The organism is Vibrio bathopelagicus (genome assembly GCF_014879975.1).
In the GTDB taxonomy this organism is placed as follows: Bacteria; Pseudomonadota; Gammaproteobacteria; order Enterobacterales; family Vibrionaceae; genus Vibrio; species Vibrio bathopelagicus.
Genome location: NZ_CP062500.1, coordinates 1,136,705 through 1,162,593 on the forward strand (window position 1 = coordinate 1,136,705; position 25,889 = coordinate 1,162,593).

General features: G+C 45.1%; 23 protein-coding genes. 12 read left to right on the top strand and 11 right to left on the bottom strand.

Annotation, left to right across the window (positions count from 1 at the left end):
* Positions 1 to 26 precede the first annotated feature (26 nt).
* Positions 27 to 641 carry a TetR/AcrR family transcriptional regulator gene (locus IHV80_RS05160; protein WP_192890294.1) on the bottom strand — a complete coding sequence of 205 codons (615 nt, stop codon included), beginning with the start codon at positions 639 to 641 and terminating at the stop codon, positions 27 to 29.
* A gap of 179 nt (positions 642 to 820) precedes the next feature.
* On the opposite strand from IHV80_RS05160, the gene IHV80_RS05165 reads away from it, so the two are divergent.
* From IHV80_RS05165 to cyoE, 7 genes are all read left to right on the top strand, one after another.
* Positions 821 to 1,939, top strand: a complete 1,119-nt coding sequence (locus tag IHV80_RS05165; protein WP_192890295.1) for an efflux RND transporter periplasmic adaptor subunit — start codon at positions 821 to 823, stop codon at positions 1,937 to 1,939.
* Between the two features lie 8 nt (positions 1,940 to 1,947).
* The gene (locus tag IHV80_RS05170; protein ID WP_192890296.1) at positions 1,948 to 5,046 is read left to right on the top strand and encodes an efflux RND transporter permease subunit; all 3,099 of its coding nucleotides are present in this window, start codon (positions 1,948 to 1,950) and stop codon (positions 5,044 to 5,046) included.
* A gap of 743 nt (positions 5,047 to 5,789) precedes the next feature.
* Positions 5,790 to 6,686, top strand: a complete 897-nt coding sequence (gene cyoA / locus IHV80_RS05175) for a ubiquinol oxidase subunit II (protein WP_080659634.1) — start codon at positions 5,790 to 5,792, stop codon at positions 6,684 to 6,686.
* Between the two features lie 5 nt (positions 6,687 to 6,691).
* Entirely contained in the window at positions 6,692 to 8,782 is a 2,091-nt protein-coding gene (gene cyoB, locus IHV80_RS05180; protein WP_192890297.1) for a cytochrome o ubiquinol oxidase subunit I, read from the top strand.
* The gene (gene cyoC / locus IHV80_RS05185) at positions 8,772 to 9,389 is read left to right on the top strand and encodes a cytochrome o ubiquinol oxidase subunit III (RefSeq protein WP_016786087.1); all 618 of its coding nucleotides are present in this window, start codon (positions 8,772 to 8,774) and stop codon (positions 9,387 to 9,389) included. Before cyoB ends, cyoC begins: the two co-directional genes overlap by 11 nt.
* The gene (gene cyoD, locus IHV80_RS05190) at positions 9,389 to 9,700 is read left to right on the top strand and encodes a cytochrome o ubiquinol oxidase subunit IV (RefSeq protein WP_086712246.1); all 312 of its coding nucleotides are present in this window, start codon (positions 9,389 to 9,391) and stop codon (positions 9,698 to 9,700) included. The genes cyoC and cyoD overlap by 1 nt, the downstream gene beginning before the upstream one ends.
* On the top strand, positions 9,661 to 10,581 hold the full coding sequence (cyoE, locus tag IHV80_RS05195) for a heme o synthase (protein WP_192890298.1): 921 nt from the start codon (positions 9,661 to 9,663) through the stop codon (positions 10,579 to 10,581). The genes cyoD and cyoE overlap by 40 nt, the downstream gene beginning before the upstream one ends.
* Before the next feature lie 76 nt (positions 10,582 to 10,657).
* Here cyoE and IHV80_RS05200 read toward each other — a convergent pair whose 3' ends face one another.
* The 5 genes from IHV80_RS05200 to IHV80_RS05220 all read right to left on the bottom strand — a co-directional run bounded on the left by IHV80_RS05200 (position 10,658) and on the right by IHV80_RS05220 (position 17,532).
* Positions 10,658 to 11,146 (bottom strand): hypothetical protein, encoded by a 489-nt coding sequence (locus IHV80_RS05200; RefSeq protein WP_192890299.1) that lies wholly within the window; start codon positions 11,144 to 11,146, stop codon positions 10,658 to 10,660.
* Positions 11,147 to 11,301: 155 nt separating this feature from the next.
* Positions 11,302 to 13,278 carry an alkyl sulfatase dimerization domain-containing protein gene (locus IHV80_RS05205; RefSeq protein WP_192890300.1) on the bottom strand — a complete coding sequence of 659 codons (1,977 nt, stop codon included), beginning with the start codon at positions 13,276 to 13,278 and terminating at the stop codon, positions 11,302 to 11,304.
* Positions 13,279 to 13,643: 365 nt separating this feature from the next.
* On the bottom strand, positions 13,644 to 14,633 hold the full coding sequence (locus tag IHV80_RS05210; protein WP_192890301.1) for an efflux RND transporter periplasmic adaptor subunit: 990 nt from the start codon (positions 14,631 to 14,633) through the stop codon (positions 13,644 to 13,646).
* Positions 14,633 to 15,247 carry a magnesium transporter gene (locus IHV80_RS05215; RefSeq protein ID WP_192890302.1) on the bottom strand — a complete coding sequence of 205 codons (615 nt, stop codon included), beginning with the start codon at positions 15,245 to 15,247 and terminating at the stop codon, positions 14,633 to 14,635. Before IHV80_RS05215 ends, IHV80_RS05210 begins: the two co-directional genes overlap by 1 nt.
* A gap of 1,049 nt (positions 15,248 to 16,296) precedes the next feature.
* Positions 16,297 to 17,532 (bottom strand): OmpP1/FadL family transporter, encoded by a 1,236-nt coding sequence (locus IHV80_RS05220; RefSeq protein WP_192890303.1) that lies wholly within the window; start codon positions 17,530 to 17,532, stop codon positions 16,297 to 16,299.
* Positions 17,533 to 17,666: 134 nt separating this feature from the next.
* Between IHV80_RS05220 and IHV80_RS05225 the strand changes: the two genes are divergently transcribed.
* From IHV80_RS05225 to IHV80_RS05240, 4 genes are all read left to right on the top strand, one after another.
* The gene (locus tag IHV80_RS05225) at positions 17,667 to 18,602 is read left to right on the top strand and encodes a LysR family transcriptional regulator (protein WP_192890304.1); all 936 of its coding nucleotides are present in this window, start codon (positions 17,667 to 17,669) and stop codon (positions 18,600 to 18,602) included.
* 256 nt (positions 18,603 to 18,858) lie between these two features.
* The gene (gloA, locus tag IHV80_RS05230) at positions 18,859 to 19,236 is read left to right on the top strand and encodes a lactoylglutathione lyase (RefSeq protein WP_192890305.1); all 378 of its coding nucleotides are present in this window, start codon (positions 18,859 to 18,861) and stop codon (positions 19,234 to 19,236) included.
* 14 nt (positions 19,237 to 19,250) lie between these two features.
* Positions 19,251 to 20,348 (top strand): alkene reductase, encoded by a 1,098-nt coding sequence (locus IHV80_RS05235; protein WP_192890306.1) that lies wholly within the window; start codon positions 19,251 to 19,253, stop codon positions 20,346 to 20,348.
* Positions 20,349 to 20,458: 110 nt separating this feature from the next.
* Positions 20,459 to 21,325 (top strand): DMT family transporter, encoded by an 867-nt coding sequence (locus IHV80_RS05240; RefSeq protein ID WP_192890307.1) that lies wholly within the window; start codon positions 20,459 to 20,461, stop codon positions 21,323 to 21,325.
* 70 nt (positions 21,326 to 21,395) lie between these two features.
* Here the strand turns inward: IHV80_RS05240 and IHV80_RS05245 are convergent, their stop codons facing one another.
* Both IHV80_RS05245 and IHV80_RS05250 read right to left on the bottom strand, forming a co-directional pair.
* Positions 21,396 to 21,824: a MarR family winged helix-turn-helix transcriptional regulator gene (locus IHV80_RS05245; protein WP_192890308.1), complete on the bottom strand. Its 429-nt coding sequence runs from the start codon at positions 21,822 to 21,824 to the stop codon at positions 21,396 to 21,398.
* Positions 21,825 to 21,841: 17 nt separating this feature from the next.
* Complete coding sequence (locus IHV80_RS05250; RefSeq protein WP_192890309.1) at positions 21,842 to 22,483, bottom strand: cytochrome b/b6 domain-containing protein; 642 nt, start codon at positions 22,481 to 22,483, stop codon at positions 21,842 to 21,844.
* Between the two features lie 143 nt (positions 22,484 to 22,626).
* On the opposite strand from IHV80_RS05250, the gene IHV80_RS05255 reads away from it, so the two are divergent.
* A complete protein-coding gene (locus IHV80_RS05255) occupies positions 22,627 to 23,049 on the top strand; it encodes a c-type cytochrome (RefSeq protein WP_192890310.1) in 423 nt (140 codons plus the stop codon).
* A gap of 100 nt (positions 23,050 to 23,149) precedes the next feature.
* On the opposite strand, the gene IHV80_RS05260 is transcribed toward IHV80_RS05255, so the two are convergent.
* The 3 genes from IHV80_RS05260 to IHV80_RS05270 all read right to left on the bottom strand — a co-directional run bounded on the left by IHV80_RS05260 (position 23,150) and on the right by IHV80_RS05270 (position 25,821).
* Positions 23,150 to 24,292: a BamA/TamA family outer membrane protein gene (locus tag IHV80_RS05260; RefSeq protein WP_192890311.1), complete on the bottom strand. Its 1,143-nt coding sequence runs from the start codon at positions 24,290 to 24,292 to the stop codon at positions 23,150 to 23,152.
* Positions 24,293 to 24,502: 210 nt separating this feature from the next.
* Positions 24,503 to 24,997 (bottom strand): peptidylprolyl isomerase, encoded by a 495-nt coding sequence (locus IHV80_RS05265; protein WP_192890312.1) that lies wholly within the window; start codon positions 24,995 to 24,997, stop codon positions 24,503 to 24,505.
* 224 nt (positions 24,998 to 25,221) lie between these two features.
* Positions 25,222 to 25,821, bottom strand: coding sequence for a thiol:disulfide interchange protein DsbA/DsbL (locus IHV80_RS05270; protein WP_192890313.1), 600 nt, complete (start codon positions 25,819 to 25,821; stop codon positions 25,222 to 25,224).
* Between the last annotated feature and the right edge of the window lie 68 nt (positions 25,822 to 25,889).

Sequence of the window (25,889 nt, forward strand, 5' to 3'; positions counted from 1 at the left end):
ATCTTGCTTTCTATCTCGCTATAGAACTAGCGAGGCTGATTTCCATTTAAGAAAAGTGCAACGCATTCGCGTGTGTAGTTGAGTCTTTCCTCATCGGATTCACCGCTATCATGGCCGAAGAACGACCAATAGGCTGATTTACCATGAAACATCAGTAGCAACTGACGAGCTGCAATGATCGGTGAGCTAGATGTCGACAGTGTGAGATCACCTGAATCTATTTTCGACTGTAGGTAATCGGCGAGTAACTTGGTGGTTTTTTGAGGGCCGGTTTCTAGATAGATAGAGGCTATTTCTGGGTGCGTGTTGGATTGGCTGACCGCGTTCTGAAAGGTTTGTCGTGACTGTTCATCAAGCAATAAATCCTGAAACTTCACACCAAATTTCACCAATTCTTCTTCCAAAGTGGCGTTCATATCAAAGGCTGAGTGGCTCAGTTCACGCTCGGCACACTTGGTTTGCATGCAAGTTTCGAAAAGCACGTCTTTGTTTTTAAAGTGAGAGTAGACCGTTTGCTTGGAAACGTTAGCTGCTTTGGCTATCTGATCCATATTGATCTTGAAGCCATATTCAGAGAAAAGTTTACTTGCTGCGGTTAAGATCTGCGATCTCTTCTGTTCACTTTTGATGATTTTCGTCACGTGCTTATCTCTCGCTACCTATTGCTAACTTGTTGTGCGCTAGCATTATGCTTTTTGTGATGGTTTTATCAATCATTAACGATGAAACTTATTTTTAACACAATCAAACTAGACAGTCTAGTTTGATTTGGTTAGTCTAAAAAAAGAACATAATTGAGTACCGCATAGGAACAGTACGTATGTATAAATTGATGAAGGGAAGCGCAGTGGCAGTAGCGTTGTCGATTCTTCTTGTTGGATGTGGTGAAAATACACAAGCCGAGGCAACATCTGACGCAGCGAGTAACACCGGAGCGAATGGTGCTGCATCGACAGTCTTGACGGTAGAAACGGTCGCCCTAGAACGCTCTCCATCATATGAAGTACAACGTGAATATGTCGGTGTGGTAAAGGCGGGACAGCAAGCTAATTTAGGCTTTGAACTGGCGGGCAAAGTAAATGAGATTCTGGTAGATGTAGGTGACACAGTCACAACGGGTCAGCCGTTGATTCGATTGGATACCCAGCTATTGGAAACCGAGTCTAGCCAACTGAAAGCGCAGGCTGAAGAAGTCAAAGCGCAGTTGAGCCTTGTGGCCGCGAACTTAAAGCGTCAGCGCTCATTGAAAGCGAAAGGCTTCAGTGCCGAAGCTGAAATTGATTCGTTAACCAGTGAACAGCGCGTGTTGCAGGCAAACTTACTGCGTATTGATGCCTCCGTAAAAGGCAATCAATTGAAGCTGGTGAAATCGACAGTGCTTGCTCCTTACTCTGGTACCATCGCCACCCGTTTTGTCTCACTCGGAGATGTGGTCAATGTGGGTAACCCAACCCTGACACTGCTCGCCTCTGAAGGGAAAGAGGCCTTCATCGGTATTCCTGCTCACCAAATGCAGAAAGTCACCTCTCTCTCTGCGCCTAGTATTCGAGTTGGGCGTACAGATTATGCAGTAGATCTATTGAATCCGGGCGCAATGGTCGACACACAGTCTCGCAGTGTGGGTTTGCGCTACCTGTTCCCTGAGCAATCTTCGGTATTGGAAGGGCAACTTGCCTACCTTAAATTTGATGAGCAGATTGATGACCCAGGTTACTGGGTGCCATTAACTGGTTTGATTGATGGTTTGCGCGGTGTGTGGAATATCTTTGTGATTGGTCAAGACAACAAGGTTGAACGCCGCAGTGTTCAGGTGTTGTTTGCCAACAATCAACAAGCGTATGTGAGTGGGGCAATTGAAGACGGTGAACAGGTGATCGCGAGTGGTTTACATCGCTTAGTTCCGGGTCAAATCGTGAAACCAGTCAGCGCAGCTGAGTAGGTAATGGTATGAAAATTATAGAGACTATTTCCAATACACGATTGCTTATCTTGATGACGGCGCTGCTGATGGTGAGCGGTATTTCGGCGTTCATGACGTTGCCACGTGCAGAAGACCCGGTGATCATCAACCGTTACGCCAACATCACAACTAGTTTTCCCGGAGCCAGCGCAGAACGTGTAGAAACCTTGGTTACTGAGGTGATTGAGAACAAGCTGCGTGAGCTGAGTGAAGTTAAACTCGTGAGCTCAACCTCAAGGCCGAGCGTGTCGATTGTCACACTAGAATTGAATGACACCATCACCGAGCCAGAACCGGTTTGGTCTCAAGCACGTGACAAACTGTCTGATATCGAATCCATTTTACCTGCGGGTGCCCATTCTCCCGATCTCGACAGTGACCATACCTACGCTTTCACCACCATTGCATCCCTGACTTGGTCTGGTGCGGGTGAACCTGACCGATTAACCCTCGGGCGTTATGCCAAAGAACTCGCTAAGCGGTTACGGACTTTGTCCGGTACTGAATTCGTTGATGAATATGGGATGCCGCAAGAAGAAATTCAGATCAGCTTGCGCACTGCTGATGCAGCAGCTCTAGGGCGTTCGAGTGCCAATATCGCTGAGTCGCTCGAAGGGGCGGATGCAAAGAACTCGGCGGGTGAACTGGTTAGTGCGTATTCTCGCTTTGGTTTAGAAATCCAGTCTGAACTGGATTCCATTGAACGCATCAAGCAAGTCCCAATTGCCACCGACAGCAATGGTCACATCATCCGTATGGAAGATATTGCTTCTGTGAAACGTGGTGAGAAAACCCCGCAAGACCAAATTGCCATTATTGATGGTGAGCCGGGTGTCATTGTTGCGGCAAGAATGCACCCTGATCTTCGTGTTGACAACTGGACGTCTCGAGCCAACGCGCTGATTGGCAAGTTTGAGCAAGAGTTACCAAGTAACGTTAAGGTGACAGTACTATTTAATCAGCAAGGTTATACCGAGACTCGTTTAGACGATTTAGGCAAGAGCTTGATGATTGGTTTCGGTCTGATTTTGATTGTGTTGTTCGTGACCTTGGGTGTTCGCGCTGCGATCTTAGTGGCAATTTCTCTGCCGCTAACCTCATTATTGACCCTGTCGATCATGAAAATGACCGGTGTGCCGATCAACCAAATGTCGGTGACAGGATTAATTGTTGCGCTCGGGATTATGGTTGATAACGCAGTGGTGATGGTTGATACCATTCAGGCGTATCGCTTGAAAGGGCAGCAACGAGCGGAAGCGACCATGAACGCATTGAAGCATTTATGGGTGCCGTTATTAGGCTCAACCTTAACTACCGTATTAGCGTTCGCCCCGATTATCTTGATGCCGGGTGCATCCGGTGAGTTTGTTGGTGGTATTGCGATTACCGTTTCTTTCTCACTAATTGGCTCTTACATTATCTCGCACACCTTAATTGCGGGCTTGGCGACCAAGCTATTGCCGAAACAACTCAGCGATGTCGATAAAAAAGGCCAACATCACTGGTATATGACCGGCTTAAGAATTCCGGCTTTGACGCGCTGGTTCTCGTCTTCTGTCCGTTTTGGTGTAACGCATCCAATCATCACTATTGCCTTGGTGTTGTTGGTTCCGTTTACTGGTTATTGGAGTATGTCTCAGCTGACTGAGCAATTCTTCCCACCATCAGACCGAGACATGTTTGAGATTCAGGTTTACATGCCACCTCAAGCCAGCATTTATGCGACTAAAAACACCTCTGAAAAAATCGACGACATCATTCATCGCTATCCAGAAGTGGAGCGCATTGATTGGCTAGTGGGCGCTAACTTCCCATCTTTCTATTACAACTTGCAGGCAAGGCAAAACAACGCGCCGTACTTCTCTCAAGCCATGGTGAAAACAGAGAACTTTGACCAAGCCAATGCGCTAATTCCACAGTTGCAAAAGGTGTTGGATGAAGAGGTTCCGGAAGCACAAATCTTGGTACGAAAGCTTAACCAAGGGCCTCCATTTACCGCGCCGGTTGAATTACGTGTCTATGGTGAAAACCTCGATACCTTAAAAGCTATTGGTGAAGATGTTCGCTTGATTTTAGCCGGTGTTCCTCATGTCACTCACACAAGGGAAACATTGCAACCGGGTACGCCAAAGGTGTGGTTGAAGGTCGATGAAGACACGGCAAAACTCAACGGTATTTCACTGAATCAGTTTGCTGGCATGTTGCAAACTACATTGACTGGTCGTGAAAGTGGCTCGGTGATTGAGGGCAGTGAGTCGGTGCCAATCCGTGTTCGTGTGGCGGATGATGCGCGTGAAAACTTAGCACATTTAAGCAATATCCGTTTACCAATCAGCTCTGCGGTCTACTCAACGGGTATTAACGTATCGACACTGGCCGAACTTGAATTAACCACAAGCCGTGGTGCGATTACCCGCAGAAATGGGCAACGTGTGAATACCATTGAGGGCTACATTGAAGCGGGAGTCTTGCCACAAACCGTGCTCAATGAATTCCAAAAACGCCTAGAAAGCTATCAGATGCCATCGGGTTATACGATTGGTTTTGGTGGTGAATCTGCCGAACGAGATAATTCAGTCAACAGCCTCATCTCGAATGTCGCAGTTGTGGTGGTATTGATGGTGTTGGTGGTGGTGATGTCGTTTAACTCGTTCCGAATGAGTAGCATCATCTTCATGGTAGCAGGACTTGCTGGTGGTCTAGGATTGTTGTCTGTTTGGATTTTCGGTTATCCGTTCGGTTTTACGGTGATCATTGCGATGCTCGGGATTGCCGGTTTAGCTATCAACGCGGCTATCGTGATTCTGACCGAATTGAAGCTAGACAAGGAGGCTTCTTCTGGGAATGTCGATGCAGTTGTTGACGCCGTTATGTCGTGTACTCGTCATATCAGTTCGACCACGATCACCACTGTTGGCGGATTTATGCCATTGATCATTGCAGGTGGTGGTTTCTGGCCTCCGTTCGCGGTCGCGATTGTTGGCGGAACCGTATTAACCACGCTTATCTCGTTCTACTTTGTGCCCGTAGTTTATCACTTGATGACTAAAAATCAGCGCAAGAAAGTCGTTACGGCAACAGCCTAATCTCTCTCTTTATGACTATTACTCCTCTCCCTTGAGGGGAGTAATACTTGCTTAAAACATATCTTAATACCCAAAAAATCGGCTTTTGATCTTCATATTCACCCGTTTTCTGCTGCACATAACTGACATTATTATCATAAAAATTAACGTGTCATTCGAATGTATGATGTGTTTCTGTCTTAAGTGATATCTTTTCTAAATACCTTAAAAATCTTATGTGAATTCATAAATTTGATGGGTGTCACACTTTGTTTAATTCACTCTTTCTAATGTAATCAGGTATTGTTGTTTCTACTGCTTGTTTACTTTTCTCTCACCTGTTTCTCTTTAATCCTTTTCCACACTTGGCTTTGCTTGTGTGGCACGCCTATATCGTGCGTCTGAATTGCATCAATTTCTCGCATCCACCTTTCATAACTGGAAGGTTAGTTTCCAAGTTTGTTTGGTGAGCTTTCAATTTCAACTCCTCATAATGCGCCAAATGTAACAATGTATTTCAAAGTGTAACAATTAAGTCATGTTTTTTGTGTGGTTTTAACCGTGCGGCAATGTTTCGACAGCGCAGCACTGCCGTTTTAACTTGGCAGTTCAACTATTCAACTGTCGACTGTTCAAAATCGTGGCTAATTCCGTTTCGCTTTGAGATGCGTCGTTTCACATGCTCAACACATAAATATTCTAATGACCATGACAACCAGTACTCGGGCGTTCGTTCTGAGGCTGGATAACCATCGAGAAAGTTAATGGAAGCTTCAAGATATAAACGCATTTTATCGAGAGCAAATCTGTCGAGGATTGGTTTGGTGGGAACCGTCCTGATGCTCGAAGGATGTAACTCCGCATTGCTCGACCCAAAAGGTAGCGTTGGCGTTCAGGAAAAGGAGCTGATTATTACGGCTCTGTTGCTGATGCTGATTGTCGTCATCCCCGTGATTCTGATGACCATCTACTTTGCCTATAGATACCGCGAAAGTAATACCACAGAAGAGTATGCACCTGACTGGGCGCACTCAACCAAGATCGAAGTGGTGGTATGGACTATTCCAATCATCATCATTGCGATTCTTGCCACCATCACTTGGCGAACAACACACGAACTGGAGCCCTCCAAGCCTTTAGAAAGTGACGTTAAACCCATGGTGATTGAAGTGGTCTCTCTGGACTGGAAATGGCTGTTCATCTATCCGGAGCAAAACATTGCGACGGTTAACTATGTTGCGTTCCCGAAAGATGTACCGGTGACGTTTAAGCTGACTTCAGACAACATTATGAACGCGTTCTTCATCCCGCGTCTTGGTTCGCAGATTTATGCGATGCCGGGAATGGTGACCAAGCTGAACTTGATTGCTAACCATGAAGGTGACTTTAAAGGTTTTGCATCGAACTACAGTGGCAAAGGGTTCTCACAGATGAAATTCACCGCATCGGCTATGCCTGATCAAGTGGCATTTTTAAACTGGGTGGAAAAAGTGAAAGCAAGTCCTGATCGTATTGAAGATTGGGAGCAGTTCCGTTCATTGGCTGCGCCGAGTGTGGCTGAACCTGTGACTTTGTTCTCCAGTATCCCACCATTTTTATTCACTGATGTCGTGACCCAGCACCCTGGTTCAATGAACTGTTTGCCGGAAACCCAAGGATAATCGTCATGTTTGGAAGATTAACTCTAGACTCAATTCCCTACCACGAACCCATTATTTTGTTCACGTTAACCATGATCGCTTTAGTGGGTGGTTTAGTGGTGTATGCGGTAACAAAAGCCGGTAAATGGCAATACCTCTGGAATGAATGGTTTACTTCAGTAGACCACAAAAAATTGGGCTTCATGTACATTGCTGTGGCAATGGTGATGTTAGTTCGTGGCTTTGCCGATGCAGTCATGATGCGTAGTCAGCAATTGCTTTCTGCAGCCGGTGAGACAGGCTATTTACCGCCACATCACTATGATCAGATCTTCACTGCCCACGGCGTGATCATGATTTTCTTCGTAGCGATGCCATTGGTTATCGGTTTGATGAACATCATCGTTCCGCTGCAAATCGGTGCCCGTGATGTTGCATTCCCTTATCTGAATAATTTGAGCTTCTGGCTGTTTGTAGTGGGTATCATCCTAACTAACATGTCACTGGGCTTAGGTGAGTTTGGCCGTACGGGTTGGTTGGCGTATCCGCCGCTTTCTGGTATTGAGGCAAGTCCGGGAGTCGGGGTCGATTATTGGATATGGGCGCTGCAAATATCCGGTGTCGGTACCACGTTAACGGGTGTGAACTTCTTCGCTACTATTTTGCGCATGCGTACTCCGTCTATGCCAATGATGAAGATGCCTGTATTCACGTGGGCATCGCTGTGTGCCAACATCCTGATCATCATCTCTTTCCCTATCCTAACGGTGACCATCGCGCTACTGACTTTGGATAGATACATCGGCACGCATTTCTTCACCAATGACCTTGGTGGCAATGTGATGATGTATGTGAACCTGATCTGGGCATGGGGACACCCTGAGGTGTACATCCTGATCTTGCCTATCTTCGGTGTGTTCTCTGAAGTGACTGCAACCTTCTCACGCAAAAAACTGTTTGGTTATACCTCGTTGGTATGGGCGACAGTGGCTATCACTATTTTAGCGTTTGTGGTTTGGCTGCATCACTTCTTCACCATGGGTTCTGGCGCCAATGTGAATGCCTTCTTCGGTATCGCCACCATGATTATCTCTATCCCAACCGGGGTGAAGATCTTCAACTGGCTATTCACCATGTACAAAGGACGCATCCGTTTTACCACGCCAATGATGTGGACAGTGGGCTTCCTAATTACCTTTACCGTTGGTGGTATGACGGGCGTATTGATGGCGGTACCGGGCGCAGATTTCATTCTGCATAACTCTGTATTCCTGATCGCGCACTTTCACAACGTAATCATCGGTGGCGTTGTCTTCGGTTGTTTTGCTGCGATTGGTTACTGGTTCCCGAAAGCGACCGGTTTCACTCTGAACGAGCTTTGGGGTAAACGCGCATTCTACTGCTGGATCATCGGTTTCTTGATGGCGTTCTTGCCGCTTTATGCTCTGGGCTTTATGGGCATGACGCGTCGTTTGAGCCAAGACATTAACCCTGAGTTCTTCCCACTACTGGCGGTTGCGGCTGCAGGTACGGGTGTGATCGCGATGGGTGTTGTGTGTCAATTCGTTCAGATCTATGTGAGTGTTCGCGACCGCGATCAGAACCGTGACCTAACGGGTGACCCATGGGGTGGACGTACATTCGAATGGGCAACGTCTTCACCACCGCCGTTCTACAACTTTGCAAAATTGCCTAAGGGCGATGAGATCGATTCGTTCTGGTATCAAAAGCAAAGTGGTGAGTTTGACCCAACTCAGGAAGAAGAATACGAACGTATTCACATGCCGAAGAACACACCGACAGGCATTTATGTGTCTGCATGGGCGTTGGCATTTGGCTTCGCAATGATCTGGTACATCTGGTGGCTAGCGGCTGCAAGCTTAGTGGGCATCGTGGTGACGTGTATTCAACACAGCTACAACGATGATGTGGATTACTACGTGGAAGTTGAAGAGATCAAAGCGATTGAAGCGGCTCGACGTGCACAGCTTGAAGAAGCGAAGAAACAGTCAGTAACAGGCAGCGATAATTCTGGTCGTGGTAACAATGCTGACGGCGACACTGACTGTGATAACAACGAAAATAAAGATGATTTGGAGACGACGTATGCAAGCTAATACTCCGTCACACACTTATGATCTTGCACACTCGCATGATCATCACCACGAAGCCGCGGGCAACAAGTTGTTTGGTTTCTGGGTTTACTTGATGAGTGACTGTGTCCTGTTTGCCACGCTTTTCGCGACTTATGCCGTACTTGAGAGTGGATCAATAGCAGGGCCTACAGGTAAAGACATCTTTGAATTGCCGTTCGTGTTTGTCGAAACAATGATGCTGCTGTTCAGTAGTATCACCTTCGGTTTTGGCATGATTGCGATGAAGCGCAAAGATGTTCTAGGACTGAAGCGATGGATCAAAGTTACTTTCGTATTGGGCTTAGCCTTTATCTGTATGGAAGTGTATGAGTTCCATCACCTGATTGCAGAAGGCTATGGCCCTCAAGAGAGTGCGTTCCTTTCTGCGTTCTTTACCTTGGTTGGCACACACGGTTTGCACGTAACGTTTGGTCTGATTTGGATGGCGGTGGCGTATCACCAACTTTCAACCAAAGGCTTGAACGACAACATGTCGATGCGTTTCCAGTGCTTGAGCTTGTTTTGGCACTTCCTAGATATTGTTTGGATTTGTGTATTTACCATCGTGTACTTAATGGGGGTAATGTAATGGAACAGCATCTAGACAGCGGTGCAACGGATTACGTGAAAGGCTTTATTGCGTCACTGATTCTAACCGTTATTCCGTTCTACATCGTGTGGGCGCATGCGCTACCAAGCGCGGAAACTTACGTGATCTTGTTCGGCTGTGCGCTGGTGCAAATCTTTGTGCATTTCAAGTACTTCTTGCACATGGAAGCGAAATCTTCCGATGGGCGTTGGAACTTGGTGTCACTGATGTTTACCGCCATTGTTGTATTGATTCTTATCGCTGGCTCGGTATGGATCATCTACAACATGAACGTCAACATGAAGTTGTAGGCAAGGGTATGCTGAAAAGATATCTGTCTATCACCAAACCGGGCATCATTTTCGGCAACCTGATTTCTGTTGCGGCGGGGTTCTTCCTCGCCGTAAAAACAGAACCAGCCAGTGCGATGTTGTTACTGACAACATTAGCCGGTGTAGGGCTTGTGATTGCATCAGGTTGTGTGGTGAACAACATCTTTGATCGAGACATCGACCAAAAGATGAAACGCACACAAAATCGAGAATTGGTTCAGGGCAACATCAATACAGATGTAGCGTTCGTCTACGCCTTGGTTTTATTGCTCGCAGGCACTGCGTTACTGTTTCAGTTCGTTAACCCGATCTCTGCAGTCATGGTGTTGCTCGGCTATGTGTTTTACGTCTTTTTCTACACCATGTGGTACAAGCGTACATCGGTTTATGGCACTTTAGTCGGCAGTATTTCAGGAGCCGTTCCGCCGTTGGTGGGTTACTTGGCGGTGACCAATTACATCAGTCTGGAAGCGGTATTGCTGTTTGTGATGTTCTGCTTATGGCAAATGCCACACTCGTATGCGATCGCGATGTTCCGCCTTCAAGACTATCGAGATGCAGGCATTCCCGTTTTACCGGTGAAAGAGGGCGTCGACAAAGCGCATAAACACATAAAAGCCTATGTAGTGGCGTTTGGCGCTGTCTCTTTGGCGTTGTTCTTACTCGGAGAAGCGGGTTATGAATACCTAGCGGTGTCGGCGGCGGTTTGCTTTATGTGGACTAAAGTGACGTTTCGCAAGGTTGATTGCCTCAACTACATTCAGTGGTCAAAGACTGTCTTCAAGGTCTCTCTGCTGGTGGTCATGAGCATCAGTGGCGTGCTGGGGTTAGAACTGATTCCACTGCCTATGCTTTTTTGATTTAAGTTTGTCGTTGAACCCTCATGTTCTGAAGTCCGAGGGTTTGACGACCTTTCATCTATCCCACTTTAAGCAATTATCCTGCAAAAATATCGCCAAGCCAATCTTCAAGCTGCTCTCGTTTATCTTGTGGGCCGTTGATTATCACTAAGCCGTTTAGTGTCGCGTGATCCCAAGATATAGTGCCAGTTGCTAGCGCATCGAAAACATCCAATTCAGTAATTAACATTAGCTCTTCTTCAGTAGGCAAAGTATCTCTGCCTGACACATCGACACCCTTCTCAAATTTCACTTGGCTGTAATGACCTTTAATCGCTTCGAATAGGTTGAACTCTATTTTGCTTGGATGGGACTTGGCAAGCGCAGCCTTGATGGCAAAGAGTCGAAAGTGATCGGGTTTATTGAGGTTGTTGAATTCATCGTCTTGTCTGGCTGTGATGACATTGCCAAATACCTCTAGTGAACCGGGCTCTGTCACTAAGCTAAATCCGGTTTCTTGGTGTAAGCCGCAAGCTAATACCAGAGAAGAACTGAGTGAAAGCAATAGAACAAAACGTTGTAGCATGTGTGAACCTTAAACGAAGTAGGGCAGTTTCCTTACTCCAACAATAGACCTAGATCGTTGATTTAAGGTTGCGAACTGTACTAACAAATAAACGATAAAGGGACCACAATGGGTCCCTAAGTTATCGACTCGCCATCCTTAGCAGCCTTTGATAATTAACGAACGATGAGCATGATCTTTTCTGGAGTCATTGGCTTATCGAAGTAGCTCATGAACTGACCGAAGCCTTTGATGTCGCCATTCGAGAACTTGAATGTACCAGACTGTAGGTTAGTACCAATCACTTGTTGAGCGTTTGGACCCGCAATCAATATTTGGTTCAGTACGGCACGAGTGGTGTCGATTTGAACGTCTGCACCTTTCACTGCTTCTTCGTGTAACTGAGCAATACCGTTACGGATTTCGATAGTGAATGCTTCGTTCGTATCAGAGAAGTTGTACGTTAGCATCATGTTTACGTCTAACGAGTTTTCTGCGATAAGCGTTGAGGTCATCATGTCGAAGATCTGCTTGCTTGGTAGCGCAGTAAGAACGTCAACAGAAGCGAAGCTGATCATGTTAGAGAAATCACGCTTGTTCTCAAGTTCAGCGGCAGCGTTAAGTGCCCAGTTACGCCAGTTGATGTTCACTTGGTCAGCAGCCCATGCTTTGTAAGCTTGTGCTTTCATTTCGCGAGCTTCCATATCTTGCTTGTTTACCGTGATTGGGTAAGAAAGAATTTCTGCTGCAAATGTGTAGTTTTCTGCCTTAATTGCTGCTTGTGCAGTAGTAAGGATGTTGTCACGACCGCCCATGATCTCTACGAATGCTTTAGCGCGTTGCTCGTAAGCCATTGGCTCTAGCTGCCATGGGTCCCCTTCGAAGAAACCGTTGTAACCTACGTAAATCTGACGCACGGCGTGTGCAACAGTACCGTAGTGCTCACCTAACCAAGGGTGCTCTGCAAGGTGCTTAGGAAGTTTAACGACTTCAACTAGCTCGTCTGGTGTCATACCTTTGTTCATGTAACGGATAGTTTGGTCATGCGTGTATTGAATCGCATCGCGGTAAGCTGTTAATACGTCAGATACCGCTTCTTTACCTTCAACAGGACGACCGTGAGAATTAATCATGATCTCAGTGTCGAACTTCCGCATTACGTCGATGCCCTTGAACCACATTGATGGGTCACGGAATTTAGTACCACGGATTGTGTGAAGGTTAGGGAAGTTCTCACCTTGAAGTACTTCAGCCGCGTGCAGGATTTTTTGCTCTGGGAAGTAAACCACTAGCTCATCTTTGGTTTCAGAAGGCACGTTCTCAATGTGCATCTTAACGCCAGCAATTTCGATTTCGATGTGGCTTTGGCTTGGTACAAGCAGGTTTGGTTCAATGAACGAGATAGCACCTTGCATGAAGCGTGGACCAAGGCCATCGTTTACTGTTCCGTGCTCGCCTTCTTCTACGTGCTTAGCACCTGTGTAAGAAGTGCGGTGACCAAATAGAGTACCTAGGTTTGAAGACCAGTTAGCCACTGCCGCGGTAAGGCCTTCTTCAGCGATGATTTTTACTTCACCTGATGCCACTTCTTCGTCAGTAACCCATGCACGAACACCAGAGATATGGTCGATGTGGTTGTGAGAGTAGATGATTGCTTTAACAGGCTTGTCTGTGATTTGACGGAACTGTTCTTTAACCGATTGAGCCATTTCTACCGACTCTCCTGGATCAACAATAATGATACCGTCAGTGCCTTCAATCATTACTGGTGTATCGAGACCAAAACCGTAACCAAGGTAAATGTTGTCATCTACTTTGATGATTGCTTGGTCCATTTTTCGGCCATGCTTAGTTAGAGTTGGATGAACGTGGTCAGATTCTTCTGTGTAAGCCAGAGAGTCACCAGTTTTAGAAACAACTTGGATACGCTCGCCTTTGCCCCAGAACATGTTTGATTTGTGTTCGAATAGAACCTCGCTCTTGTAGCGAGCATCAAGGTCAATGTTTTGGTATTGCGCAGCATTTGATGTCTGAAGTTCTTGGCCTACTTTCGATGTCGCTTCTACAACCGGTGTTGCAGATGCAAAGCCAGAAGCAAATAGAGCGCTCGCGATAGCGACAGGAAGTGCCATTTTTTTGAATGTATTAGTCATGGTAGTGACCTTATATTTGGATACAGGAATTGGATTTCTTGAGCCAAATGATAGAGGTGGGAGAGGTCGCTATCTACGAGCTAATAGGATTTCAATCTATCGAATTTACGATGTTTAATTTATTTAATGATTATATTGACGATTTAATTTGATCTAAATCAATTAGTCACTAGAGCTTGCAACAGATACAAAAATGCCCTGAAATTCAGGGCATTTTTTTAAAATTAGTCGCAGGTTCATGAGTGGCAGTTATACGAGCGAATAACAGTCACATCATTGAGTACTTAATCGTTTACCAAGAGCTAATCGTTTAGTAAGAGCTTAAGCTCTTACCAAGATCTTAAGTATTAATAGGCGGCTAGGTATTACCAAGCACCTAAGTATGACTTGTAAGATTGTAGACGAACCGTTGCTGCACCGATTACATCAATGAAGCCCCAGAACGGATGTGGCTTCTCAGCCGAGATCCAAGCCGCGCCAGTTGAACCAATTGGGATGTTGAAACCTTCTGGTTCGATAATCTCAAGTACGATAGTACGACCTAAACCATTACCGTTTCTTACCACGTGTTGACCGACGCTTTGTGGCCCCTGCAATGGAGAAATACTCGACTCACCAGTACCTGCATTAAAGCTGTGTACTTTTGCTCGGAATACATGGCCTGGGTATGCATCAACGAAGAATTCTGCGAAGTCTCCTACTTGAACATAGCCGTAAGTTTGGTCTGAGATACGCATCTCAAGGAACTTTTTACTGGTGTTGTAGAGGTGCATGTTACCCATTACAGAACCTTCAGCAATATTCACTATCGACACCTGTCCATCAAATTCAGCTCTAATGGTTTTCTTCTCTTGCGCCCAATTTACTTTTTGTAGATCGGCTTTTAACGACACAAGTTCAGCGTGCAGCACTCGAAGCTCGGAGTCGTACTTTTCTACGTCACGCATATTGAAGATTTCAGGTGACGTTTCAGCGCGCTCTAAGTCGCGATTCATTTGCTTGATCTGTTCTTCTTTCTGAACAATTGAAGATTCGATCTTGGCTTTGTCTGCGGCAGAATCGATGTCGACGAGTGTGTAAATTACGTCGCCTTCTTTCACCATTTGGTTGTGCTCAACAAGCACTTGGTCGATCTGCTGGCCAAAGATAGGTGACATCACCGCGTGTGGGGCTTTGACTGTGGTTGAATTGGTTAAATCAACGGGTGCCCACAAGCGAGAGATAACCGCTAATACCGCAAGAATCGTTACGCCACCAATGGCAGCCCATGTGTAGTTTTTGAAGTTCTTCTTAAGTGCGCCTGTCGCAAACAGTGACCATACAATTAGGATGTATGGGATCATCATCTCTTTCATTATGCGACCTCTTTATTTGTTGGAGTCTTTTCTTTTGAAGACTGAGCTTCTGAAGACTGTTCTTTTGACGATTGTTTTACTGGAGCCGGTTCTGCAGGTGTTTTTTCTGGTGATACATGGGCTACAGCAGTCTCTGTACTGGTAGCTGCGTCTTGTTTAGGTTGTACACCACGGCGAATAACATCACTCAATGATTGGCCAATATGTTTCCAATTCGCCAACGCGATAACTAAGGCAATAACCCAGAATGTTTTGCTGATGAAGAGTCCGCAAAGTGACAGTGCAAACACGATCTGTACGTGAGCGCTTTTGTGCTCTTTGGCTTTATGCACCCCCAGTTCATGTAACTGCCACATGCCGTAAACACCGGCTAATACCACAGCAATTGTCACTGAGAACAAGTAACCAGAGAAGTACTCCATCTGGAAGAAGTTCATCATCATTTCATTGGGATGGTTGTTGAACTGAGACATGTCGATGTCTTTAGAGTGGATTGTGCCTAATGGTGCAAGAGCCCATGCACCAGCAAACATCACTGCCATAAACAGGCAGAATTTAATCAAGACCATCACAATGGCCCAGATTTTCTGGAAAACGATTTTTATAAAGTTCATATCTCAACCTACATAAATAAGAAGAGAGAATTTGCAGCCTAGAAGTCTAACTTTTAATGACATCTTAAAAAGTAGATGTCTATTATGTTGGTAGATTGGTGCGCATAATAAACAAAAGTAATAGATGGTATTTAAAGTGATACTACTCAGTCCAGACAACCGATTCTCGGTATCAAGAAGCGAATATGCTTCCCTACAAACCAATTCTTATTGTTAGTCAGAAACGCAGGTTGAATGACTATGTACTGTCGAACGAAATATTAGACTCGTTCTTTTAGTTATTGTCTTCTTTACGTGTAATACCTCGGTTGTCGAGGGGCTCTTCCATGGCAATTGACATCGTGTTGTAAAACATTTGTCAGCATTCTGTTTTGGCTAAGAATTGATTTGTTAGCAGGATAATAGGAAGAGTTTTGAGCAGTATCTACCCAGAATTACGATTTGATAATATCGTAATTACGATGAGTCACTACCACTCTAAATCGGTAGGTTGAATTATTTGCTAGCGCTCAAATTCGGCTTTAAAACATTGTGAGTTAAATTGGCTTGGATCAATGAAATGACTAATAAAAGTATCAATAAGCAATTTGGCGAAATTAATCTTTTTACATGCTTCTTACAATAAAAGGAGTAATAGAAACGAATGATGGATGACATATAACTGATAATAGGTTTGTGAACACTGGGAAAATACTCTCGGACGCTTTGATATCTATATCAATGACGTGCTCAATGTTTGGGTGTGCCCACTAGAAAGTGCGTTTCTGCTTACGGTTGAGTGTTGAATTCGAAATATTGTAGCTTTAATTCCTCAAATGTATATCTCGATGACGCTGAACACAGTGTCATGATAAACGAGACAATATCGTATTGTTTATGTTCTATTGAATATGTAATCTATCCCAATCAAATACGGTATTGAATTAGGGGTGAAACATTGCATTTGAAGAGCAAACAGAGAAAGACCTAACGGATAGCTAGGTCTTGATGTGGTGTACTTGAGAGGGCATTACTAGTAGATAAACGACGAAAGGGTCGAGACTGCTGCTTTACAGGAAACGGTAGTTCGCTTGTAAACCAAAGAAGTGCGCGCTGTTGTCATAAGCGCCTTGAACATTGATAACTTGCCCCTTTGAGTAGTTAAGCTCAGGCTCGTCCAGATCGATGTAATCGTAGTAAGCGCGTAGTTCCCAGTTCTTGTTGAGCGCATAGGTGGCACCCGCGCCAATACGCTTGGTTTCGCCCACAGGAAGATCCATATATTGATGAGTTGCGTCATCCTGAGGAGAAGTCTCGTAGCTGATGCCTGTTTCTAGTCGCAACGTTGGGGTGATTTGGTAATGAGTACCTATGGCTAGGTTCCACACATCGTCAAAGTTACGATCGACAATTTGTATTGAGCTATCATTGATGTCTAGTGTGAGGTCTGTCCATGTTGATAGGTCATACCAAGTGACACTCCACAGCATATCCCATTGAGCATTGACGGCGTGCACGCCACTAACCTGGATGTTTTGAGGCATGATAAAGTCGAGCCCAACATCACGCTTGGTGTCACTAGCCGAACGTTGAAGATCCCCCTCGCCGTAATGAGAAAGTTCAGATCGGTACATAAAGCCAAAACGGTGTTGCTCGTTCGGTTGGTAAAAGGCGCTGAGAGAGTAGCCAACGGTGAAATCATCCGCGTCTGCTTTGAATAAGTGCTCAGCTCCTATCTCGCCAGAGCCGATAAAAGGATTCAACTCGCCGTTCGCAGTGAGGTATTCCGCATTGACTGAGGCGCCTAATGAAAACTGCTCATTCACTTTGTAAGATATTGACGGCATCAGTTGAACGGTCATGAACTCAACATTTTTTAATAAACGCTGCCCAGAAAAGTTATCACCATAATCGATCCCAGACCCACCTTGAGAAGCTAACGCAATACCAGCGTGAAATTTGTCGTTGATAGGGGTGACAAAGTAGAAGCTCCCTACCGGAGCCCAACCGCCAGCATCAATGTTACTGTCAAAACGCTCTGTTGGGTTTGTGTCTGAATAGTCGATGTCTGTGTAGAGCCCGGCCAGGTTGACTGTGAGTTCAGGATTTTCTAGCTGAGACATCGCGGCAGGGTTCGTCCATGCTGTTAACGCACTTTCAGCTAACGCTGCCGACCCCGCTCCAGCGGTACTTGCGTTGAGAGAACCAAGCTCAGGAAGAAGGTGCGCCGCAGCCAATGCTGGGTTTGAAAGCATCGCGTTACTCGTCATCATCGCAATAGTGATGGCAAGGTAATGTTTTTTCATGGGGAAACCTATTAAGAAACGAATTACGCGGGATGTTAGTGTCTCAATTTGGGACTTTAAACGAGGGATTCCTATTTCATTCTATCGCTTTTACGATAGCATGGTTCTCATGGTCGCCTAACGAGTAATGATATATGAGCAACGACATCCCCAACTTTAATCTACTTGCCGTGTTCTCTGCGGTGATGGAGCAGGGCAGTTTAAGCAAAGCTGCGGATCAACTCAGTACCAACCAATCGACCATCAGTACCGCGTTAGCCCGTTTAAAAAAAGAGATTGGCCAGGAGCTTTTTGTTCGTAAAGGAAGAGGTGTTGCGCCTACGTCTTATGCCCAAAGCTTGTACGAACAGATAAAAGCGCCGATCAATGAACTCAATGGCGTGTTTCAGTCGATGGCTAATTTTGATGAGCAATCCTCTGAGCGTAAGTTTGTGATTTCTGCGCCTGAGCACTTACAGTGGGTGCTGCTCAATAGTTTCGCGGCGCTTCCTAATCAAAACTTGTCGCTAGAAGTCTTTGATCAACCAGACAGTGATGATCGCATCTACGAAGATCTTTTGACTCAAGAGTTTGATGCGATGATCGATATTGTGGTGCCTGAACATCCAAGTATCGTCAGTGAAACCTTGTATGAGGGGGAGTTTGTGATCGTATGTCGAGCTGATCACCCGCGAATCCAAGGGGAAATCAGCGAAGCGCAGTTCCTGAGTGAAAAACATGCCGTATTAGACAGAACACGACGCAAAGTTCGCAGTTTGAATCACTACACGTCTTTGGATTTATCCCAGCGTAAAATCGTGTTTCATGGGCGTTCACTGTTCAGTAATATCTTGCTGTGTAGCCAATCCGATTACATTACTGTAGTGCCTTTATCTATGGCCGTGCAGTTCCAAGAAAAGTTAAGTTTGCAGCTGTTCAAGCCTCCCTTTGAATATCAGCCGATGTCTCACTACCTGATTTGGTTGAAGAAGCAGAACAGCGACCCCGCTCATAAATGGTTCAGAGAACAAGTCATCAGTACGTCAGATGCAATGTCGAAGGCGCTTAAAGATAGGCGCTTGCGGTTTTAATTGAGAATCTAACTCTGAGGGAAGCATTGGCTTCCCTTTTTTGTGTCGTTTAGTTGGTACCACCTAAAATATTGATAACAAAAAATTATCACAATGAGAATTTTTGATAATTTCATTAATTTGTGTGGGTTCAGTAATATGCCTAGTAACAGAGAAATAGGTGGCCTCAAGGTTAACCTCAACGAACACTACTTAGCTTCATACGACGAGTTAGCTTTATGCGACGAGTCTGAGATTAAAGTACGAAGGGTGAAATATGAAATTCCTACACACAATGATCCGAGTTGCTGATTTAGACAAGTCTATCGAGTTCTACACCAAGGTATTGGGTATGAAAGAGCTTGAGCGCCATGACAATAAAGATTACCGCTACACCTTAGTTTTTGTTGGTTATGAACAAGGCGGCACAACCATCGAACTGACTCATAACTGGGATACCAACGAATACAAAATGGGTAACGCTTTTGGCCATTTAGCATTGGGTGTGGAAGATATTTACGCGGCATGTGACAAGATCAAATCGTTGGGTGGCAACGTTACTCGCGAAGCGGGTCCAGTAAAAGGTGGTTCAACACACATTGCTTTTATCACTGACCCAGACGGCTACCAAATCGAACTGATTCAACTAGGTTAATCGAGGAAATGACAATGACAAACGCACTATTTCAACCAATTCAACTTGGTAACATCGAACTAAAAAACCGTATTGTTATGCCTCCGATGACTCGTTCTCGTGCAACGCAACCTGGTAACTCTGCAAACGAAATGATGGCGGCTTACTACGCTCAACGCGCTTCTGCGGGGTTGATTGTGGCAGAAGGCACACAGATTTCACCATTGGGTCAAGGTTATGCTTGGACACCGGGTATCTACTCTGAAGAGCAAATCGCGGGTTGGAAAAAAGTCACGGATGCAGTACATGAAAAAGATGGCGTTATTTTCGCTCAGCTTTGGCATGTAGGCCGTGTAACACACCCAGATAATATCGGCGGTGAACAGCCCATCTCGTCTTCTGCTATGAAAGCGGAAAATGTAAAAGTCTTCATCGATAACGGCACTGATGAGCCGGGCTTTGTTGATGTGGTTGAACCTCGTGAAATGACTAAAGAAGACATCAAAGAAGTGGTTGAGCAATATCGCCAAGCGGCATTAAATGCAATTGAAGCAGGCTTTGATGGCATTGAACTTCACGCAGCAAATGGCTACCTAATTAACCAATTCATTGACTCTGAAGCAAACAACCGTACCGATGAATACGGTGGTTCAACTGAAAACCGCTTACGTTTCCTAGGTGAAGTGGTCGAAGCTATGGTTGAGGCGATTGGTGCTGACCGTGTTGGTGTTCGTCTTGCTCCGTTTACTTCGCTAAATGGCACGGTAGATGCAACGCCAGTAGACACTTACACAGCAGCGGCAGAACTACTTAACCTATACAAGATCGTTTACCTGCATATCGCAGAAGTAGACTGGGACGACGCGCCTGAAACGCCAAAAGCATTCAAAGCCGCCGTTCGTGAAGCTTTCAAAGGTGTTCTGATTTATGCAGGTAAATACGATAGTGAACGTGGCGAGCAAGCAGTCGCTGAAGGCGTGACAGACATGGTTGGTTTTGGTCGTCCATTCGTTGCGAACCCTGATTTACCCGCTCGTATTCAAAATAGTTTCCCGCTGGCTCCACACGATCCAAACACGTTGTTTGGTGGTGCTGAAAAAGGCTTAACTGATTACCCTGAATACGCAGGCTAAAAACTGCTGCCTGAAGCAGAGGATTGAGATAGTATCTTGATCCTGTTAAGAGTTTATAAAAAGCAACCTTGCAGAGTCAGGTTGCTTTTTTGTTATTGGATCGAGTAAAAATGATGAACGTAAAAGCGATGCGTGGCGAGCTTTACCTCTTGTGTGCCACTTTGCTGGCTGGTGTTGGGTGGATTGCCTCTAAGCTGGTGGTTATGGAAATGCCAGGGCCAGTGTTCATTGGTGTGCGATTTTTCGTGGCGAGCCTGATTTTACTGCCATTCTGTATTCATCATATTCGCAAGCTATCTCTCAAGCAGATCCTGTCGCTTTGTGGTGTTGGCCTATTGTTGTCTGCCTCATTGCAGGTGTGGGTGTTTGCGGTATCGGTGACAGAAAGCTTATCGGAAGGGGCATTCATCATGAGCTTGGCCATGATCATCGCGCCGTTTGTGTCTTGGATTTTGTTTCGAGTTAAGCCTAATCGTGCGTTTTGGATGTCTTTTCCTATCGCGATTATCGGCATGCTACTGCTGACTTTGGGCAATGGTTGGAATGTTGAACAGAGTCAGGTTTACTTCTTGTTAGCTTCGATGTTGTTGTCCGTTCACTTTGTGATGAACAAGCGTGTGATAACCAATATCAAACCTATCGCATCAATCTGCGTACAGCTTTTTGTGGTGGGTATCAGTGGGATGGCGTTTGCGTCTATGACCGCTCAGCCTGAATTTGAAATCACCAAAACGCTCATCTTCTGGTTTATCGTGTCTGCTGTTATCGCGACTTCTATTCGTTACTTATTGCAAACGGTAGGGCAGCATTCCGTGAATATGGAAGTGGCGGCGCTTATCATGATTCTAGAGCCAGTATGGACACTATTACTCAGTGTCAGCATGTTGGGAGAAACGGTAGAAATGCAGAAATTGCTGGGTGGGGCAGTGATTATCGGTTCACTCTTTTGCTACATCAAATGGTCGCGAAGAAAATAAAACCCTCGTTTAGGGCGAGGGTCTATTGATGTCTAGTTTCTAAGTGCTTTCTTCAGCGTGAGCTATTGAGCTAGACAGCAGCGACCATTTTCTTCAGTAAGCCGATCATCTGTTGTTGCTCTTGTGCGTCAAGCGCTGACATCAGTTCTTCATTCAACTTAACTGGGATGGGTATTAAGACTTCTTCAAGTGCTTTACCTTTCTCTGTTAGGTAGATTCTAAAAGAGCGGCGGCTGTGTGGGTCGGCTCTACGTTCTACTAGTTCAAGCTTTTCCAACTTATCTAATGTTCGTGTTGTCGTTGAGTTTTCTACTTTAGACTTCGCGGCAATATCACGCTGGGTAACCCCTTCTTCTTCCCATAAACACATCAAGGTTGGCCACAATGCGATGCTTAAGCCGTGTTTCTTTAGCTCAAGATCGAAATCTTTGGTCGCTTTGTTGGCGATCACATTGATCATCCATCCAAAACTCTTCTGTCTATCAAACTCTTCTGGCATTCGTTAGTACCTAATTCTTATGACATAACAACTATTGCCATCGTAACTAATACCGACGCAATTAGCACCAACAACGCTTTTCTATTTGATGAAAAAGCCAATTGAGTGCCATTTCCGAAATGAGCTGTGGATAACGATTGATTTTGTTTGCCTGTGATCATAGCGAGAACCAAAGGCTTTGAGCGCAGTTTGTAGGTCAAGATCGCCAATAAATGCAGCACGACAAAAGCGATTAACATACGCGCGGTAATGGCATGAAGCGTGGCGAATAGGTCAAAGACATCGTCTGTGATGATCATTTCTGAATACGGCAATGTGTCGAAGAACCCCGCAATTGCGAGGCCAGTCATGCATTGCACGAACAACGTAGTGATCATGCCTACAACCATCCAAGCACCTAGAGGATTGTGCCCCGGTTTAGGTTGAACTCGGCCTCGTAAGTACTGCCAAGCAGAGCGAGGAGAACTAACAAATTGCGAAAATCGGCTGGTATCACTACCAATCATTCCCCAGGTCAAGCGCCACAGAATCAAACTAAACAGTGCTAACCCTAAATATATGTGTGGGCCATTGCCACTAAAGCCAGATACAGCAAGGCCAATAAACAGAGCTGCTTGCAGCCAGTGATACAGTCGAGTCGGTAGATCCCAGATTTTCATCGTTCAATTTCCTGCTTGTCGTTTTACAAAGTGAGATTAATTTACACAACAACTGTTGCGCGCGCAACTGTTGTTGTGTAAATTAAATGCATCTCATCGATTTCGATTGAAAGATCAACCGACCAATGAACAGGAATGACACTATGAAAAAACTGACTATCGCTTTACTTATCGCCGTGCCAGTGATGGCTATTGCCGCAACTGAAGCAGTGAACAATCGCCAGCAGGCTTTTAGCTCAATTGAAAAACTCAATAAACAAGTGTCTTCAGAATTAGGAAACCGAAATACAGATTGGAATAAGGTTGAGGAGTTAAGTGAGAGTTTGGTTGAGCACGGAATTGTACTGGATAATAGTTTTGCTGTGAGTGACACGGGCGGTAAGGCAACAGAAGCGGTGTGGAGTAAGCCTGAGAAATTCAATCAACTGATGCTACAGATGAACCAAGGCTTTGCTGAGTTGCAGCAAGCGAGTATTGAACAAGACCTTACCAAGGCTGAGCGTGGGTTAGATGCTGCCAACAACACATGCCGAGCATGTCATCGTACTTATCGCTCGCGTTGGTAAGTCATTTTGAGATGCCTAAAAACAACAAAGCCTGTGCGACTCGAATCGTGACAGGCTTGATACTGCAAGTAAGCTAGAGCTTGGCTTAAGTTCGGTTAAATTAAATGTTCTCACCCAAACTAAAATACGCCAGCACTTCATCTTCGTTGTTGTAGGTGAAGTCCATACGAACATTGATGCGTTCTTGGCGCATTAATCGATAACGCAACCCGAGGCCAACCATAGTCAGAAGATCACCATCATCAAAGCTATGATAAGGGTCTTTCGGATTGAGCCTTTCACCAAATACTTTACCGACACCGGTTAACCCGACCACGGCGACGTTGTTTAGAAAATTAATCGATGAGCCAGAAATAGAGTAGCGGTATTCCATTTCAAGGTTGGTCATGTGTGAGGCAATGTGATCCCCTGCGACAAAACCGCGTTGAACGTTGCGCCCTTGTCGGCCATAGGTGCTGTATGCGCTGCTTGGTGCATTTTCCGCATCGAGTAGGTATCGAGTGACCCATCGGCTTGCGATGATGTGATTATCATTGTGCGTCAAGCTGTAGAAAAAACGGTAGTCAGAAAACAGCGAAGAGTAAGTCGCATCTTCATCATTGCCTAACCAAGCCCCGTGGTTCTCATAGGTCAGTTCAAACAAGAAACCGTGATATGGATAGTAGTAGTGTTCTCTTTCATCCCATAAGAATGAAAGCTTTGCTCCTGTGTCAGCTTGGTACTCTTCGCTAAATCCTGTCAACTTTAACAACAGCTTGTCGCGGGGAGTCTCCGCTAAATAGCGAGCTGTCGAATAGTCTAAACCCATACCAAGATAGATATTGTCATACACCTTGAAGTAGAAATCGCCATCGAATGTGTATTCTTGGTGATTGGTATCAACAAGGTCTACCAGGGTTATGTTGGTACTAGAGAACCCCATCTCACCGCTAAATCTCACTGAGTCGCCTTTTAGCAATAGTTCCGCATTACCTTTGATGTAATAGCTGTCATTTTGCGTGTAAGTCAGTGTTGCTGATAAGGTCGACGCGTTCTTCGTTTCGCCATCCGCGTAGAAGTTATAGATGGGAATAACTGAGATCCCAGTATCTACACTTGGGTCATAAAAGGGGATAGCAATGACACGAAATTGGTCATCCAGTTCAGGTTCTTGTGATTCTCGTGTATCAACGTCAAAAGCAGAAACAGAGAAACTGGCAACAGAACAAGAGAAGGCGGCTGTCAGCAAAGAGTGTCGAGTCATGTATGGCGTTACGTCCAATGTATAGTGAATCGCATTCAACTTTCATAGTCGGCGAGCCGCGATAATAACACGTCATTAATACTGATTAATAGAAAGGGAATGGTAGGTAGCGGAAATATACCGTACGAAAATAAATACAACTGATGACATAGACAGTGGAAATGGTGAGAAGGGCTCTCACCATTTGAGGGTTCTTTTATTGCTTGTGATTTAGTCGTTGATGGTGACTTTTGTAATAACGATATCTTCGCACGGCACATCTTCGTGTCCCCAGCGAGTGGTCGTTGGAGCAACTGCAATCTTGTTAACCACGTCCATGCCTGCCGATACTTTACCAAATACAGCGTAACCCCAACCTGCGTTGCTGGTGGCAGTATGATCAAGAAAATCATTGTCGTCCAGGTTGATAAAGAATTGGGCTGTTGCTGAGTGTGGTGCATCAGTGCGAGCCATTGCCACTGAACCAATCACATTCTTTAGTCCACGGTTTGCTTCATTGACGATAGGTGCGTGTGTTGGTTTTTCTGTCATGTCGATGGTGTGTCCACCACCTTGAATCATAAAGCCTTCAATCACGCGGTGAAACGTGGTGCCTTCATAGAAGCCTTCTTGGCAGTATTTAAGGAAGTTTTTTGAACTTACAGGCGCTTTCTCAAGGTTAAGTTCTATCTCGATATCGCCAAAGTTAGTGGTAAGAGTAATCATAAAGTTACCTAATGTTGAAGTACTGCTGAGTCGTGAATGACCCAATATGGTTGCAGTATATGAGAAATAACGGCGGATGCCAGTGAACAGTGATTCTGACGTGTATTCAAGAGCGATCTGAGTGATTTTCTAGCGTGTCATCGCGTGCTCACTTCACATATATAGACAAGAAAGCCAGCGAACAGGTCGCTGGCTTTTGATATTTTAAAGTCTATCTATTTTGACTAAAGCGTCAGAAGGTAGTTCACCAGTTGGTTGTATTCTTCATAGCTAGTGATTTTTTCTGGTTTTACGATGTACTTGTTGTTTACCAATACACCCGGAACGCCGGTTAGTGTGCTCGCATCAAATTGTTTATCAAAACGTTTCTGCATTGAATTAACTGCAAAGCCGTTGTACGCCGCATCAAATTTCTTCGAATCCACACCGTTATCAATGAAGACCTGACGCAGTTCAGCTTCGTTTTTTGGTGTCTGTTTCATTTCATGAATTTTAGTGAACATTGCCGGAATCATGCTCTCTTCAGCATCAAGTGCAATCATGGTTGCGTACGCTTTTGCCATTGGTACTGCCATGTCGTTGCCCATAAAGGCTACGTGCACTTTTTGGAAATCTGCAGATTCAGGAAGGTCTTGTTTAAGGTACTTGATTACACCTTCAAATTTGTAACAGTGCGGGCAGTAAAACGAGAAAAATTCGGTAACGACGGGCTTGTCGGCTTTCGCTACATCAAGGATTTTATAGTGAGTGCCTTCTTCAAATTGAGCAGCGTTCACTGAAGCGCTCAAGATCAGAGCAGCAAAAAGGCTAAATAGTTTTTTCATGTGTTATTTCCTAAATTCGGATGTCATTAAGTACAGCAAATACGCTGTTTTATTGTGGTGGCAAGTAT